At 69.4% G+C, this 13,686-nt stretch carries 20 protein-coding genes; 1 reads left to right on the forward strand and 19 read right to left on the reverse strand.

Going from position 1 to position 13,686, the window contains the following annotated elements:
- Positions 1–6: 6 nt before the first annotated feature.
- The 16 genes from ABZ374_RS44010 to ABZ374_RS44085 form a co-directional block, all read right to left on the reverse strand.
- Positions 7–357, reverse strand: a complete 351-nt coding sequence (locus ABZ374_RS44010; RefSeq protein ID WP_360323421.1) for a hypothetical protein — start codon at positions 355–357, stop codon at positions 7–9.
- A complete protein-coding gene (locus ABZ374_RS44015) occupies positions 354–956 on the reverse strand; it encodes a hypothetical protein (RefSeq protein ID WP_360323423.1) in 603 nt (200 codons plus the stop codon). Before ABZ374_RS44015 ends, ABZ374_RS44010 begins: the two co-directional genes overlap by 4 nt.
- 13 nt (positions 957–969) lie before the next feature.
- Entirely contained in the window at positions 970–1,353 is a 384-nt protein-coding gene (locus tag ABZ374_RS44020) for a hypothetical protein (RefSeq protein WP_360323425.1), read from the reverse strand.
- 11 nt (positions 1,354–1,364) lie between these two features.
- Positions 1,365–2,336 (reverse strand): DUF4082 domain-containing protein, encoded by a 972-nt coding sequence (locus ABZ374_RS44025; RefSeq protein WP_360323427.1) that lies wholly within the window; start codon positions 2,334–2,336, stop codon positions 1,365–1,367.
- Between the two features lie 47 nt (positions 2,337–2,383).
- Positions 2,384–2,791, reverse strand: coding sequence for a hypothetical protein (locus tag ABZ374_RS44030; protein WP_360323429.1), 408 nt, complete (start codon positions 2,789–2,791; stop codon positions 2,384–2,386).
- A 27-nt stretch (positions 2,792–2,818) separates the two neighbouring features.
- Positions 2,819–3,781 carry a phage major capsid protein gene (locus ABZ374_RS44035; protein ID WP_360323431.1) on the reverse strand — a complete coding sequence of 321 codons (963 nt, stop codon included), beginning with the start codon at positions 3,779–3,781 and terminating at the stop codon, positions 2,819–2,821.
- Positions 3,782–3,829: 48 nt separating this feature from the next.
- A complete protein-coding gene (locus ABZ374_RS44040) occupies positions 3,830–4,330 on the reverse strand; it encodes a hypothetical protein (protein WP_360323433.1) in 501 nt (166 codons plus the stop codon).
- A 46-nt stretch (positions 4,331–4,376) separates the two neighbouring features.
- Positions 4,377–5,537, reverse strand: a complete 1,161-nt coding sequence (locus ABZ374_RS44045) for a hypothetical protein (protein ID WP_360323435.1) — start codon at positions 5,535–5,537, stop codon at positions 4,377–4,379.
- Positions 5,530–6,945, reverse strand: a complete 1,416-nt coding sequence (locus tag ABZ374_RS44050) for a phage portal protein (protein WP_360323437.1) — start codon at positions 6,943–6,945, stop codon at positions 5,530–5,532. The genes ABZ374_RS44045 and ABZ374_RS44050 overlap by 8 nt, the downstream gene beginning before the upstream one ends.
- 17 nt (positions 6,946–6,962) lie before the next feature.
- A complete protein-coding gene (locus ABZ374_RS44055) occupies positions 6,963–8,663 on the reverse strand; it encodes a terminase TerL endonuclease subunit (RefSeq protein WP_360323439.1) in 1,701 nt (566 codons plus the stop codon).
- Positions 8,626–9,519: an HNH endonuclease gene (locus ABZ374_RS44060; RefSeq protein ID WP_360323441.1), complete on the reverse strand. Its 894-nt coding sequence runs from the start codon at positions 9,517–9,519 to the stop codon at positions 8,626–8,628. Before ABZ374_RS44060 ends, ABZ374_RS44055 begins: the two co-directional genes overlap by 38 nt.
- A gap of 62 nt (positions 9,520–9,581) precedes the next feature.
- Positions 9,582–10,082, reverse strand: a complete 501-nt coding sequence (locus ABZ374_RS44065) for a phage terminase small subunit P27 family (protein WP_360323443.1) — start codon at positions 10,080–10,082, stop codon at positions 9,582–9,584.
- A 299-nt stretch (positions 10,083–10,381) separates the two neighbouring features.
- Entirely contained in the window at positions 10,382–10,744 is a 363-nt protein-coding gene (locus tag ABZ374_RS44070) for an HNH endonuclease (RefSeq protein WP_360323445.1), read from the reverse strand.
- A gap of 4 nt (positions 10,745–10,748) precedes the next feature.
- Positions 10,749–11,276 (reverse strand): hypothetical protein, encoded by a 528-nt coding sequence (locus ABZ374_RS44075; RefSeq protein ID WP_360323447.1) that lies wholly within the window; start codon positions 11,274–11,276, stop codon positions 10,749–10,751.
- 21 nt (positions 11,277–11,297) lie between these two features.
- Positions 11,298–11,570, reverse strand: coding sequence for a hypothetical protein (locus ABZ374_RS44080; protein WP_360323449.1), 273 nt, complete (start codon positions 11,568–11,570; stop codon positions 11,298–11,300).
- Positions 11,571–11,577: 7 nt separating this feature from the next.
- Complete coding sequence (locus ABZ374_RS44085) at positions 11,578–11,892, reverse strand: hypothetical protein (protein WP_360323451.1); 315 nt, start codon at positions 11,890–11,892, stop codon at positions 11,578–11,580.
- A 105-nt stretch (positions 11,893–11,997) separates the two neighbouring features.
- On the opposite strand from ABZ374_RS44085, the gene ABZ374_RS44090 reads away from it, so the two are divergent.
- Entirely contained in the window at positions 11,998–12,180 is a 183-nt protein-coding gene (locus ABZ374_RS44090; protein ID WP_360323453.1) for a hypothetical protein, read from the forward strand.
- Here the strand turns inward: ABZ374_RS44090 and ABZ374_RS44095 are convergent.
- The 3 genes from ABZ374_RS44095 to ABZ374_RS44105 form a co-directional block, all read right to left on the reverse strand.
- Positions 12,170–12,379, reverse strand: coding sequence for a hypothetical protein (locus ABZ374_RS44095; protein ID WP_360323455.1), 210 nt, complete (start codon positions 12,377–12,379; stop codon positions 12,170–12,172). The two genes, ABZ374_RS44090 and ABZ374_RS44095, sit on opposite strands and share 11 nt — an antisense overlap.
- Positions 12,379–12,705, reverse strand: coding sequence for a hypothetical protein (locus ABZ374_RS44100; RefSeq protein ID WP_360323457.1), 327 nt, complete (start codon positions 12,703–12,705; stop codon positions 12,379–12,381). The genes ABZ374_RS44095 and ABZ374_RS44100 overlap by 1 nt, the downstream gene beginning before the upstream one ends.
- Positions 12,706–12,946: 241 nt before the next feature.
- A complete protein-coding gene (locus ABZ374_RS44105) occupies positions 12,947–13,543 on the reverse strand; it encodes a hypothetical protein (protein ID WP_360323459.1) in 597 nt (198 codons plus the stop codon).
- Positions 13,544–13,686 lie beyond the last annotated feature (143 nt).

Consider the following 13,686-nt stretch of genomic DNA (forward strand, 5'->3'; position numbering starts at 1 on the left):
TCCCGCCTAGTCGATCTCGACGAGTTCGGCCTCAACGTGATGCACACCGCCGCCCGGCCTGGGCCAGCGGCCGACCTTGCCGTCGACCTCCAGCGTCATCCCGTCGTACTCGACACGGTCCGTCTCCAGCAGGTCCAGGTCCATGCCGCGCGGCGTGTACAGCCGCCACCCGGTCGCGGTCGTCTGCCGGTCCTGCGTGTACTCGGTCGACTGCGCGGGCGGAGCGGCCGGCTGCACGTTCACGCCGTCGACCGTCGACCGCGTCGCCGCGGCCCAGTCCCGCCGCTCGGACCCGTACCGGTCCGCCACCACCGGAGCCCGCACGATCACCACCGACTGCACGTACATCAGGCTCATCGCAGCCTCACCGTGTACGACGACCTGCGGTACGGCTCCAGGATCTCCCGATGCGACGAGGTCAACGACCCGGTGCCGAACGTTTCGACGGTGTAGACCACGCTCTCGCCGCCGACCGTCTCCGACCGCAGCCGCTGCGGGTTCGACAGCGTCGCCGCAGCCAGGTCGAGGACGACGCCAAGGACATCGTCGGGGACCTCCGCGTACCCGTGCGAGTACGTGACCCAGACCCGCGGCGACCACACACACCCTCGGAAGGAGCCGCCGTACATGGGGTGGCCGCGCTTGAGGTCGTTGCCCAGCCGCGAGTACCCGAGGTTCTCGGTGAGCGTCTGTGCCGGTGAACCCCACTCGGCCATCTCCGTGACCAGCAGCAGGTGATCGTCGTCCACCACGGCCGGCCGCTGTGGCAGCGAGAGAATGCGCTCGCCGCCGCGCAGCACGACCGTGTCGTTCTCGACCAGGGTGATGTCCTGCTTGGTCCATCGCCGGATCGCGGCCGACGCCGTCCGCAACGCGAGTTCCGCGCCGGCGAGGTCGATGTCCTGCTGCATGTAGGTCGCGAGGTCCATGCCGGTGGCGAGCGGAGGCAGGCTCATGGGGGACCGCCTCTCAGTCGAGCGAGACGGTGACCGCGCCGGCGGCGAGGCTGAAGGTGTCGCCGGCCTGCAAAGTCTTGCTGCTGCTGAGCGGCAGGTACCACAGCCGCTTGGGTGTTCCGCTGCTGTCCCAGATCTCGACGCCCACCACCGTGCACGCGGGCATCGATGTGTACGACATCGCCCCGGAGTTGCTGGTCGCGCCGCTCGACGCCGCGCTGAACGCGATCGTCTGCGCGGCGTAGGACCCGCCCGTCACCTCGGTGCCGGCCGCACTGTCGCTGCCCACCGCCGTCATCAGCCGGCACTTCAGCGGGCCCGTGATCGTCAGTGTCGCCACACCGTGCAGGTGGTCGAGTAGCCCGGCCTCGATCGTGTCGGGCAGATTCCCAGCCATGTCGTCTCCCGTCAGGGGCGATGGATGATGCCCCGTCGGGGCCGGTGGATCAGCGGGTGGATGGCGGCCACGCCGGACGAGGTGCCGCCGCCAAGCGCGATGCGCCCGTCGCCGTCGACCAGGCCGGAGCCGGACGCTGTGCCGGATGCAGCAGCCACGGCCGTCCGGGATCCCGTCGCCGTTGCGGACGACTCCCCGGTGCCGGCGGCTGCGGCCATCGCGACGCGACTGCCGCCCGCCGACCCCGCCGATGCGCCGAACCCACCGGCTACGCCAATGGCAGAGCGGAGCCCGTCCGCCGAGCCGGCGCCGGCCGCCGAACCTGATGCTGCGGCGAGCGCGCTTCGGGCGCCCGTCGCCGAGCCGCTGCCTGCCGCCGAGCCGGAGGTCGAGCCGACCACGCCCCGGATGCCGGATGCCGACCCTGTGGAGGATGCCGATCCCGACGCGGCAGCCCCGGCAGGGTCCTCGTCGGTGACTGTGATGTCACTCCAGTAGTTGCCGCCGTTGAACGTCGTTGTCGGAGCCGCGATGGTTCCGGCCTCGTCGAAGCGGCCGTTCCCGATGGGCGCGGACGAGACCGCCGCAGCGGAGGGCGCGGTGAGGATGCCGGACGTAATGCCGGACGCCCCCGGCCCGCTGGCGAAATACCCGCCCGTGCCGGCGTACCGATCGGTGTGGTGGATGACCACGACGTACCGGACGGACGCTGCCAGTTGAACCGGTGTCGCCGGGGTGGCGGTCTGCCAACCGGTGCCGGACAGTGTGAACGTCACGGCGGTGCCGGGAACCTGGGCTCCGGAAACGACCGCGTACACCGCCCCGGTTACCGGCCCCAGCTCCGACAAGGTTGCGCGCCAGAAGTGGAGCGCGGTCACCCAGCCGGTTGAACTGAGCACAACCTCGGTGCCCAGGTTGATCGGTGACGTCGACTCGTCCGTGGCGTTGCCGTCGGTCGAGGGCCACAGTCGGTAGGTCGCCACGGATCACCCCCGACCGGTCGGCGCACGGAGGTTAGCCGTACTGGGCGTCAGCGGCGGGTCATGGTGACGCGTACCAGCCCGCCCGGGTCGGCGATCCCCGTCGCGTTGTGGATCGACCGCCACAGGAGGGTGTCGCCAGCGGTCAGTTGGAGGTTCGCGGCGGTGCCCGACAGGGTGACCGCCCGCGGCGTGGTCGCTGCCGCGTTGGTCGCGTTGGCGAAGGTCAGGCTGGCGACGCTTGTCGAGTCGCTCCCGGCCTGGCCCTTATTCACCAGGGAGATGGTGCGGTTGTTCGTCGCGGCGCCGGTGACCGCCGAGACGGGCACGTACTCGACGGCGGTGACCGTGGCGTTGAACGGCACGACACCGGCGACCGAATCGAGGTCGTTGCCAGCGGTGCCGACCGCGCCGACGGTGACGATCATGTGCTGCACGTAGGGGGCGGAGTCCGCCATGGTGGGTCCTCGCTTCCAGGTCAGGGATCAGGCGCCGACGGACTTCAGGACGCCCACCGGGTAGCGGGATGCCTCGGTCGGCTGGTCGTTGTTGATCGTGTTGGCCACCTGCCACCCGACGCGGAAGGTCAACCGGACGGCCGTCATATCCTGTTGTGCGAGGTTGTAGACGATCTTCCCGGTGTTGTCCTGGATAACGGCTTGGTCCAAAATCTTCAGGGTGATGTCCTGGCGGACACCCACCACGAACTGTGACCAGTCGCCGCCGAACAGCCGTACCCCGTCCACGCCGACGCCGCCGGCCGTCGGGAACAGGCCCCGCATCGGGTACTGGATCGGGTAGCCGTCGAGGGACCGCAGATCACCCGAGACGCGCGACTCGTCGAGTTTGCGGCCCTGCGTGTCGCGGGCACGACGCAGCTTCGCACGCGCGGACACCGCCGCGACCCAGCCGTTGATCTCGAACCCGTCGGTCTCGACCTTCTCGTACACGTTGTCGATGTCGCCGAAGAATGCGCCGTTCGCGGCGCTGGAACCCTCGTTGACGTTGTTCGACGCCGCAGTCGCCGCCGTCAGGATGTCGGCCGGAAACGAGGACGGCGCGTTGACGCCGAAGAACACGGCCGAGTCGAGGACGCGGCCGAACGCCTCGGTCAGCAGCGGCATCGCCTCGTCCCACACGTTCGCGTCGACGTCCGCGAGGACGTTGTCCGGGATCGGCATGATCGTCGCGATTTCCTCGATGTTGAGGTACTTGTTGGTCCAGTCGACCTCGGTGGTTTGCTTGAGGCCCGTGTCCCCGGTGACCCAGTACGCCATCGGCAGCGCCGACAGCACCGGGAACCGTGTCTGCGCGCGGCCGACGGGAACGCGCTTGAACATTGACAGGACGGTGGACTGCTCCGTCGCCTTGCCGAGCATCGCGATGGAGACCTCTTCGGGGATGAGCGCTGCTGCATCCGCGCGGTTGGTGACGTTGTCGTAGGCCATGTCCGACCTCTCCTTGGATATGCCGGACGGGCCAGGCCGCGCCGGAGGTTAGTGCCCTGCCGCCTTGCGGATCAGGGCGTTCATGTCGGTGGGTTGCGGCCCGGTCGTGCGCACGCCGCCGTCGAAGCTCGGGGCGGTCACCTGCTGGTGGCGCGCCAACTCCTGCACGAGGGCGTCGGCATCGGCCGCGATCTCCTCGGGCGTCGAGCCCTGGAGGCGAGCGGCGAGGGAGGCTGGCAGATTCTTCTTCGCCGCGACCTCGTACCGCAGCAACCGGGCCTGGGCGTCGGACGCGCTGCGCTCGGCCGTTGCCGCGCGTTCGGCGAGCCGTTCCGCCTCGGTCTTGTCGCGGTCCTCGAACTCCTTGAGCTTCAGTCGGAGTCCTTCGGCTTCCTTGTTGGCCTTGTGCAGGGCCCGCTGGACCTCGGTGGGGATCGTCGCCCCGCCGTTGCCGCCGGTCTGCTCGGCCTGGGTGCCCGTCGCGGTCGCGCCGCCCATCGCGGGGGTCGTCTCCTCGGTCGAGCCGGTGGTGCCGGTGTCGTCAGCCATCGCGGCCGACTCCTCTCAAACGCCCCGCCCTCGCGGCGGGGAAATCTCACGACGGGGCCTGGCCCCGCGTACTGCCCGGGATGTAGCGGTAGTTCTCATCCAGGAACCCGGCCTGCCTGGCCGGACCGACCGCCAGATAGCCGTGGTTGTAGAGCAGCCGCTGGGCGTGCTCCCGGTCCCCGTCCGCCAGCCGGTAGATCTCCTCCGGCATCAGGCGAGGCGTCATCGTCCGCCACGTCCGCTCGCCCGGGATCAGGACGTCGTCGACCTCGTTGATCAACCCGACCTGCCGCATCCGGTGGTAGGCACGCCCGCGGCGCGTCGTCCCCTCGGTCGTCGACTGCAACTCGTGGCCGTAGGCCGTCGCCGTCGTCATGCCGCGGCGCGAATTGACGACCTGGCCCATGTCCGAGCCCTCGGTGATCGCCTGCGCACCACGCACCCCGAACGTCCGCCGGCGCTCCCTCTCGCTCATGGCATCCCAGAGTTCGTCGGGGCTGGTCGCCAGCGCGTACTCGTCGTCGGTGAGTTCGGCGATCGGCCGCTTGCCGCAGTCGCAGTTGGGATGGCGGAGGAACTTCGCTTCGAGGATCTTGTAGATCCGGCCGGCCAGGAGGATGCAGCGTGAGCACGCCGGCGGCTCGGCCACCCGCACATACGCGATCACCTGGTCGTTGGCGACCATCGCGACCTCGTCGGCCTCCCGCGCGATGTCCGCGATCGTGGTCGACACGATCCTGGTCATCTGCGTCAGGCCGGCCAGCATTGCGTCCTCGTCGGACGCGCCCGCCGCCCGCCGGTCGGCGACCGTGATCGCCGGGATGTACAGCAGCGACTCCAGCGGCCGACCATCCGCCGCGGTCCCCGCGAACGTCGCCGGCACCAAGGGCAGCGGAGGCGCCGGCGGCGGGCCCGCCGCGAGGGCGGCTGCCGCAGCGGCACCGGTCGCCCCTGTCGCGCCGGTCGTACCGGCAGCGGCGGCCATGCACGCCTCGACGAACTGCTGCGCACCCTGGGCCACGCTGAGCTGCCCGGCCAAAACGGCGACCAGGATTGCCCGACCGGCGTCCCCGCTCATCTCCAGCACGATCCGCGCCGACTGCATCTGGGACCAGATCTCCTGGACCCGCTGCATCACCGCCTGCTGGATCGCCGCCGACTGCTGAGCACGCGCCGCCGTGATCTCCTCGGGCGTCGGCTCAGCCATCGAGACCACCCGCATCCTGGGCCGCCGTCGTCAGCGGAGGCTTCGGGCCGAGCAGCGACGCCAGGTCGCCACCCATCACCCTCGCCGCGGCGTCCGTCTGGAGGATGCGCCACCTGGCGATCTCCGTCTGCGACGCACCCCAGCGTTCCCACAGAGCCTCACGCGGAACGCCGAGGCTGCTCATCTTTACCAGGGCGTCGACGAGTTCGCCCTCGGTGCGGAACTCGGGGTTCCGCCAGATGACCTCGATCGCGTCCGTGGGCCTGGTGTCGCCGGCGGCCCGGAGGTACGTGCGCGTGAACTCCTCGACGCCCTCGCCCACCGGGTCCATTCGCTGCCGCACCTTCGATACCAGCCCGGACTCGGCAGCCTTCAGGGAGTCGCCCGAGACGTTGGCCATGCTTCCGAGCAGGTACTGGCTGGGTGTCCTGGTGCGGGCGGCCATGTGCTGGACATCCGCTTCGACCGCGAGCAGGTACGGCCGCAGGTCGGTCGACTCGAACTCGCCGAACTTCACGGTCTCGTCCTCGACCACCCACAGCCGGTCCACCGCAGACGCGAACGGCTCGACGGTCTGACCGTTCTCGTCGGTCGGCAGCTCGTACCCGGTCATCCACCGCTGCCTGAAGGCCGAGAACTCCTGTGCCATCATGCGGTCGATCAAGGTCTTGTTGATCCGGTCCTGGACGTCGAGCACGTCGTGCAGCTCGGAAAAGGCGTTGCCCAGGAGATCCGGCTTCGCCTGGATCTCGATGAGCGGCACCACGCCGAGCGGATTCGGCGCTGGCCAGGGCTCGCCCTCCACGTTGCGCGGCACCCACCGCGGGCCGGACGTGAGACCGGCCTTGGGCACCTCCGCCTGGAACTTGTAGATCCAGGCGGGCAGATACACCGTGGCCATCAGCAGCCCGGTCCAGTCGTCGATCCAGGTCTTGAGGCCGGCGGCGCGCTCGTTCAGGTAGCCCGGCCGGTAGTCCACGATCGCCTGGGTCATGTCCTCGGGTGTGACGATCGGCGTGCTCGGATCGCGCGGGTTGGGGGCGACGAGCATGAACCCGCGGCCGACCTTGACCGCCTCGGCGATGAGCTTGGCGGAGGCGCCGTCGAGGTTGTTCGCCTGCCAGATTCGCCACGCGTTCGGGTCGCCCGTCTCGGCGTCGCCCAATCGGATGCCGTCGACCTTCATCCGCTCGACCGTGGCGTCCACGACCAGGCCGGCCACGTTCAGCCGGGACTGCTTGAGGAGGCGCCGGAACGCGGAGTGCGCCTTGTCGGCGATGGGCGACAGCGGCGGATCGCCGTCGTAGTACCGGCGCATGCACGCGGCATACTCGCGCCGCTCGTCGAGCTTCTTGTACAGCCGATCGCGCCACCACTCCGGCGACTCCACAACGGGGGCCTTGGCCACGAGCACCCCCTCGATCGTCAGAAGCCGGCGGCCCTACGGCTCTTCGGCTTTGGCCGGCGGAGGTAGCCCGACAGGGCCATCACCGCGGCGGGAATGCCGTCGATACGACTGCTGGACTTGGCCCGGTTCGGCTTGGTCGGGCGAACGTTGTCGTTGCCGTCAGCGATCACCTCGACGCACGAGGCATGCCACCGCAGGACCGGGTGTCCGCCGTGGCGGAGGCCGTCCGAGCGGAGCAACCGCTCCAGCTCCTTGCAGCCGGAGCCCAGGCCGAGGAAGGTCTGGGCGGTCGGGTCGAGGACCACGCCGCGGCGCGTCTCCCGGTCGACGTTCTGAACCAACTGGCCGGCGAACATCCGGTCGTAGGCCACGCGTTGCACGTCGAACGCCTTGCAGTCCGCGAGGACCTGGCGCTCGATCGCGTCGTAGTCGATCGCGTCGCCCTCGGTCAGCGTCAGCCAACCCTCGCGGGCCCACCGTGCGAGCGGCACCCGCACCAGGCGCTCGACCTCGGCGAGCCGATCCGACGGCAACCAGAACCGCGAGACCAGCTCGACCTCGACACCCGGCTCGGGCGACTCAACCGCCAGCACCCACGCCGACAGGTCGCTGACCGCCGACAGGTCCAGGCCGCCCCAGGCGCGCCGGCCGCGAAGCTTGGCCTCGTCGACCATGCCCGCACGCGAGTCCCACAGCGGCATGTCCAGCCAGCGGGTCGACGCCCGCTCCCGGAGGTTCAGGCTCAGGCGCTTGAAGGTGGGCAGGTACGACGGGAGTGCCTTGGCCTTCTCCGCCTCGCGCCGCATGTACGCGAGCGATGGGCTCACGCCAAGCCCGGGATTCGCACGCGCCCAAGTCTCGGGATCAAAAGGGTCGTCCGAAGCGGTCGCCGCCCAGATCACGCCGTAGTGCGCGGGGTCCTGAACGACGTCTTCGGCAACCTTCACGGTGTACGAATGCAGCTCGTCGTAGATGCTGCCCTCGGACCCGTCGTCAGCGGTCGTGATGAAACAGACGAGCGGCTGCGTCCGTGCCCCGGTGCCCGTGACAATCGCGTCGATCAGGTCGCGGTTCTTGTGCACGTGAACCTCGTCCACGACCGCCGCCGACGGGCTGAGTCCATGTGCGGTCTCAGCAATCCGGCTCAAGGCCCGGAACACTCCACCGGTGCGAGGCACCCTGATGACACCCGTCAGCACCTCGGCGCGACCGCGAACAGCTTTCGACGTCTGGGCCATCCGCTTGGCATCGTCGAACACTCGCTTCGCCTGCTCCAAGGAGCCGGCAGCCGCGTACACCTCCGCGCCGATCTCACGGTCGGCCAACAACATCGTGAGCGCGATCCCGGACGACAGCGTCGACTTGCCGTTCTTCCTGGGCACCTCAACCCAGGAGGCACGCGCCACACGTACTGGCTGGCCGAGCTCCGGGTCGAAGTACAGGTAGCCGAAGATCGGGGCAATGACCCACACCTTCTGCCACGGTGCCAAGCGAAGGTAGTTCCCGCCCCACCGGCCGCGAGTGTGCTTGAACGACTCGATCGCCTTGATTGCACGGGCGGCGGCATCGATGTCGAAGTACGCCCCCGGCATGTCCGCCAACTGGTTCGCAACGACAAGAGGACGAGCCGCGACAGCCGCCGCAATCTCGTCCTCCGTCATCCCGAGTTCAATCAGTGCGTCATACGGCACCGGAAGGTTGTCGGGCGCTATCGACACGACGCGCCCCCTCACTCCGGGACAAGCGCCACAGCATGAACTCCAGGGGACTCTTGGTCTTCTTGGAGGAGTTGCAGGATTGGCAGGCCGCCGCCAGGTTCGTCCACCTGTCCGTGCCGCCCACATGGACCGCCTCGATATGGTCCACCGTGTCCGAGGGCGAACCGCAGTACGCGCACGGGCCGCCGGCAATCAGGAGGCGATACTCAAGCGCCTCCATGATCTCCTGCTCTGTCATCCCGGCCCCGGCCCGTTGCCTACGGCGAGACGAGTGCTGGGCGATCCGAACGCGGTTCCTTGCGCGGTACCCCTCGCTCCAATGTCGGCGGCACAAGTCCTGCGCATAGAAGGGGCCGTCGCAGCCTTCACGGCCACAGACTCGGGGGTCACCCTTCGTGAGCCCATCGGCTCCGTGGGCCCTCAGCCTCCGGTAGTGCTTGTTGCACAGGCCAAGGGAGACAGTCGCCGTGACACATGCGTCGACCGAGCAAGGCGCCACCTCCCGAGGCGGAAGGTCCGTCGAGCCGTAGGTCCGCATGCGTCGGTAGTGGAGGCCGCACAGCCCGAACGACTCCGCCTTCGAGGGGCACGCATCCGCGTAACAGACGCCCTGGTCGCGCACCTTCCGCACCACGTTCGGGTCACCATTGAACTTCCACCGGCGGTAGTGCATCGGGCACATCCCCCGAGACAGGTGGGGCTTGCCGCACCCCTCGATCTCGCAGGCCGACCGGTAGACCGCCACGCGGTCGGTGTGGCCGTTGCGCACCCACCGGGAGTAGTGGAGCTTGCAGTACTGGTGACGGCCGTGACGCTGCCGCTCGCAATCGGGTACGCCGCATGTAGCGTTGCCCATGTCGACCTCTCATCCAGGTTGGCCATGGCCCCGGGAGTGTTAGCGCACTCGCCGGGGTTCTCTCAATCAAAGACGTTGTCGTCCTCGTCCTGGTTGTCCTCCGGCGGCGTCAACCTGCCGCGGGCAGACGGCGACAGACCAAGCTCGCCGATGTACCTGGCCAACTGCTGGCGGTACTGGCCGGCGATCGTGGTCGAGCCGTTCTTCATCCAGCCGCGCTCGCCCTGGATGACCATGCCTCTGGTCGACAGGTCCCGCTCGCACTGGTCGATGCGGGCCACGCAGATGCAGTAGTCCTGCACCGTCTGCGTATCCACCGCGGCCAGGCCGGCGGAGAGGGTGAGGACAGGGACGACGCGCCGCCATTCACGGCGGGCGATTTCCCGGCACCTGGTATTCGTCTCGCGCTGATCCAGGTCCGCCACCGTGGGAAAGGTGTCGAGCCAATTCGGCTCGACCAGGGGTGAGGGTGGGAGGCGGACGCCCTCGCGGACCGGTGCCTTGCCGGGGTTGCCCTCGCGGACCACCTGGAGGGGTGGGCGCCGGCGGTGGGGGTCGGCCACGGCTTACACCCCCTTATTCCGAATGTCCGTTTTAGACGGATTCCGCTCAAAGGGGTCCAGCCCCGGGGCCAGGACTTTCCCTCCCCGGCGGTCAACCTCCGCGCGCCCGCGCGGGTGCGCCCCCGGGTGCGCGGGTGCGCGTCGCGAGCGAGAAAAAATAAGACGAAGAAAAAATCGCGGAGAAAAAAGATCCGAGATAAAAAAGTCGCGAGAAAAAAGTGGAGAAGAAAAAAGAGAAAAAACTGGGAAAGAAAAAAGAAAAAAGTGAGGCGATAAAATCCGAGACAAAAAATCCCGGATTAAAACGGCGGGCTTTCCCGCTCGGCATTCCAGCCGCCGGGTTGAGCGGTTGCGGTCTCGGTGCTGTGGCAGCGCCGGCAGAGTGGTCGGAGTCGGTGGTCGGCGTCGGGGTCGCGGATACTGGCGGCGACCAGGTCGCGGCGGCTGGTCGGCCAGTGGTCGGCCACGGTGGCGGCGGCACCGCACAGGCAGCACCAGGGCCGGGCGGCGAGGTAGTCGGCGCGGGTGTCGGCCCAGGTTCCGTCGTAGCCGCGGGCCGCGGCCGAGCCTCGTTGCCGGTCGGCCTGGTTGGCGTGGTCGGGGCAGGGCTTGGTGTTGCCGCAGCCTGGTCGGCTGCACGGTGGCCGGAGTCGCCGCGGCATGCGGTCACCTCGCCTGGGCGGTCTCGGCCTCGCCGTACACCTGGCGGATGTAGTCGTCCACCATCGGGTCGGGGAGGTCGATGGTGCGGTCGGTGACGAGCGTTGTGGTCGCGCCGCATTGCTCGCCGACGGAGCGGACGCGGGCGACGAGGTCGGTGTCGGTGGGGTCGCACCGGTCCAGGAGGAAGGCGAACCGCGGGCTGGGCGCGCGCGATACGACGCGGCCGAGCGTGGCACTGAAGGTGCTGCTCGCCGCGGGGGGTAGCTCCAGGACCTGGAGGCGGGCCGGCTGCCTGCCGGGTCCGCCGAGCGCGGCGAGGGCCTGCCGTCCTTCGTCGGTGAGCCAGGCGCCGAGGATGCTGGTGCCCCAGTCGATGTGTCCTCGGTCGTCCTCCCGCAGCCAGGCGGCGAGTACGACCTTGTACGGGTAGTGCTCGACCAGGGAGGTGAATGCCTTGTGTCCGCCGAACCGGCCGGATGCGTCGATGGCGCCGAGGACCATGGCGGTGGTGATGTCGGAGCGCTTGGGCATTGCGACCTCCATCCGGTTGGTTCATGCCGGCTCGCTGATGCGCAGGTCGTCGCAGCCGTCGCACTTGCCCCAGGTTCCGTCGGTGCGGTTGCCGTGTGGGCAGAGCCAGGTGCCGGGCGCGTCCAGGTCCGGGTCGGGGCTGTCCAGGGTGTTCGCCTGGGCGTCGTACTCGAACCGGTCGCATTCGCACCGGACGTTGTAGCCGTTGATCTCCCGGCACCGCCAGACGGTGCGAGCGTGCGTTGCCCTGGCGTGGCCACAGGTGCACAGGTCGGTGGGGTCGGGGCGGGTCATGATCACGTCACCAGGTGATCCGCGCCAGGTGCCGCCGCATGATGTCGTCCCACTCGGCCTTGGTGACCCGCCCTTCGGGTGCGGGCTCCGCCTCCTCCTGGTCCCGCTCTACAGGGCGGTGGTCGTTCGCCGGGATGTCGATGGTGCCAGGGGTGGCGTACACGGCGGCAGCACCGACGGCACGCTTGAAGGCGTCCAGGTGTGGAGCCTCAAGTTCATAGGCCGCCGGGTCGCACTGGTCGAGGACGAGGACGAACGGCGTGCGGTAGGTGCCGTCGGCGAACTCGACCCGGGGTAGTTCGAGGATCTGAATGCGGGGCATTGCGGGTCTCCTGGTTGCGGGTTGATCACTCTGCCGCGCTGCTCGCCGCTCGGCCGGCACGCTGGCCTCCCGCCGCCAGGGTGGCCGCGGGGCTGGGGGTGTGCGGTGGCTGGGTGTCGTGACTGCAAGACGTGTACGAAGTCGCTGCTCGGCAAGCTGGTGATCAAGACCGCGTATCTGGTCTCGTTCGCCTGGCTGGTCAAGCCGGTGATCATGCGGAACTGTCCGCAGTGTCATCACCTGATGGGCCGTCACCAGCGGCGTGCGGACGGCTCGTTCAGGGACTGACGGGCGCGTCCGCGTCCAGCAGACCGAGGGCGTGGGCCAGGAGCGCCCGGAGGATCGCCTGTTCTCGGGGGTCGCTGGGGATTGCCCGGTCCACGATGGTGTGGGTGTGGCCGTCGGACCAGGTGTAGGTGAGGCTGACCGCAGCGAGCGGGCGAGCGTCCTCCTCCGGCGGTCCGAGCCAGTACCAGGTGGGCGGCATCAGACGCGGATGGCCTGGATGGTGACTTCGGCGTGGGCGACGTCGATCTTGAGCATGGTGCCGTAGTCGCCGGTGTCGAACCCGCTGAACACCTGGCTCTCGCCGGCCGCCAGGGTCTCGACGCGGCCGGTGACGGCGAGCCCGTCGACCAACCGGCTGGGCAGGAAGGTGATGGTGCGTGACGTGGCTCCGGTGTTCTTGCCGATGATCAGCAGCCGGCTGTCGTTGGCGACCTGGTGGCCGTTGGTCGCGTCGCCGGTGGTCGCCGCCGGCAGGGTGGTCCCGGCCCGCGTGCCTTGGGTGAGGGTGATGGTGCCGCGCGCCATGATGGCCTCCCTGGTTGGTTGTGGTGGTTGCGTGGTGCCGCGGGCCGGATTCGAACCGGCGTCCTCCGACTGATGGTGTGCGTCGGCGAGCTGACCGGGCTGCTCTACCGCGGGGTGCGGGTGGGGCCGGAGCGTTGCTCGACGGCCCCACCTACGTCCCGACGCCGCCCGAGCGTCGGGGTATGACCGAGGCCCCGAACTGGGGGTGCCGGGGCCTCGGAGTGTGGGGTGGTGTGGCGGGTCAGGTGGTCCAGGTGGCGGTGTCGGCGGCGAGGCCGAGGCCGGGCGCGTACTGGATCTTGGTGACCTGGGCTCCGGTGGGGACTTCGTAGCAGACCCAGCCGGTCCGCTTGTCGCCGGCGGCGGTGGACGCGCTGCCGGGCATGGCCGGCCCGAGGTCGGTCTTGAGGAACGAGGCGCTGGAGTATTGCTGGCCGGCCTGGTCGATCAGTGCGGATCCGTCGGCGGGTGTGCTGCTGATCGGCTGGGTGCCGCTGGCGGTGATCTCCCACTGGACGGCGACGCGCCTGGTGCCGGTCGCCCCGCTGCCCGGGCCTGGTGCGGGGTCGGCGATGCGGAGCGCGGTCATGGTGATGCCGCTGCCGCCCGATCGCTGGAGCGTGACGGGCTGGCCGATGGCGACGGGCGCCGGTGGACCGGCGGGTGTGGTGCTGACCGCGGTCGGCGCGGGCGCCCCGGGTCCGGTCGCCGCCGGCGGGGCGACGGTGCCGGGCGGCTGTTGGGCGGTCGGCTTGTCGCCGCCTCCGCTGTCGGAGCATCCGCTCAGCGCGAGCAGTACGCCTCCGACGGCCAGGGCTGCGGTGGTGCGGTATCTCATGGCCCCCCACGGGTCGAGTGGGTGGACGCTACGCCCGCTTGGCCCGCTAGCGGGGCCGAGTTCACAGATTCGACCCGTCTGGGGTCAGGTCTCGTCGGCGTCGGTCAGTCGGTATCCGGCGCCGCTTTCGAGGCGTTCGGCAA

The organism is Embleya sp. NPDC005971 (genome assembly GCF_040629175.1).
In the GTDB taxonomy this organism is placed as follows: Bacteria; Actinomycetota; Actinomycetes; order Streptomycetales; family Streptomycetaceae; genus Embleya.

Excerpts from the sequence above, each read along its gene's own strand:
- ABZ374_RS44010 (WP_360323421.1), bottom strand. The coding sequence starts at position 357 with ATGAGCCTGATGTACGTGCAGTCGGTGGTGATCGTGCGGGCTCCGGTG.
- ABZ374_RS44015 (WP_360323423.1), bottom strand. The coding sequence starts at position 956 with ATGAGCCTGCCTCCGCTCGCCACCGGCATGGACCTCGCGACCTACATG.
- ABZ374_RS44020 (WP_360323425.1), bottom strand. The coding sequence starts at position 1,353 with ATGGCTGGGAATCTGCCCGACACGATCGAGGCCGGGCTACTCGACCAC.
- ABZ374_RS44030 (WP_360323429.1), bottom strand. The coding sequence starts at position 2,791 with ATGGCGGACTCCGCCCCCTACGTGCAGCACATGATCGTCACCGTCGGC.
- ABZ374_RS44035 (WP_360323431.1), bottom strand. The coding sequence starts at position 3,781 with ATGGCCTACGACAACGTCACCAACCGCGCGGATGCAGCAGCGCTCATC.
- ABZ374_RS44040 (WP_360323433.1), bottom strand. The coding sequence starts at position 4,330 with ATGGCTGACGACACCGGCACCACCGGCTCGACCGAGGAGACGACCCCC.
- ABZ374_RS44045 (WP_360323435.1), bottom strand. The coding sequence starts at position 5,537 with ATGGCTGAGCCGACGCCCGAGGAGATCACGGCGGCGCGTGCTCAGCAG.
- ABZ374_RS44060 (WP_360323441.1), bottom strand. The coding sequence starts at position 9,519 with ATGGGCAACGCTACATGCGGCGTACCCGATTGCGAGCGGCAGCGTCAC.
- ABZ374_RS44070 (WP_360323445.1), bottom strand. The coding sequence starts at position 10,744 with ATGCCGCGGCGACTCCGGCCACCGTGCAGCCGACCAGGCTGCGGCAAC.
- ABZ374_RS44075 (WP_360323447.1), bottom strand. The coding sequence starts at position 11,276 with ATGCCCAAGCGCTCCGACATCACCACCGCCATGGTCCTCGGCGCCATC.
- ABZ374_RS44080 (WP_360323449.1), bottom strand. The coding sequence starts at position 11,570 with ATGACCCGCCCCGACCCCACCGACCTGTGCACCTGTGGCCACGCCAGG.
- ABZ374_RS44085 (WP_360323451.1), bottom strand. The coding sequence starts at position 11,892 with ATGCCCCGCATTCAGATCCTCGAACTACCCCGGGTCGAGTTCGCCGAC.
- ABZ374_RS44095 (WP_360323455.1), bottom strand. The coding sequence starts at position 12,379 with ATGCCGCCCACCTGGTACTGGCTCGGACCGCCGGAGGAGGACGCTCGC.
- ABZ374_RS44100 (WP_360323457.1), bottom strand. The coding sequence starts at position 12,705 with ATGGCGCGCGGCACCATCACCCTCACCCAAGGCACGCGGGCCGGGACC.
- ABZ374_RS44105 (WP_360323459.1), bottom strand. The coding sequence starts at position 13,543 with ATGAGATACCGCACCACCGCAGCCCTGGCCGTCGGAGGCGTACTGCTC.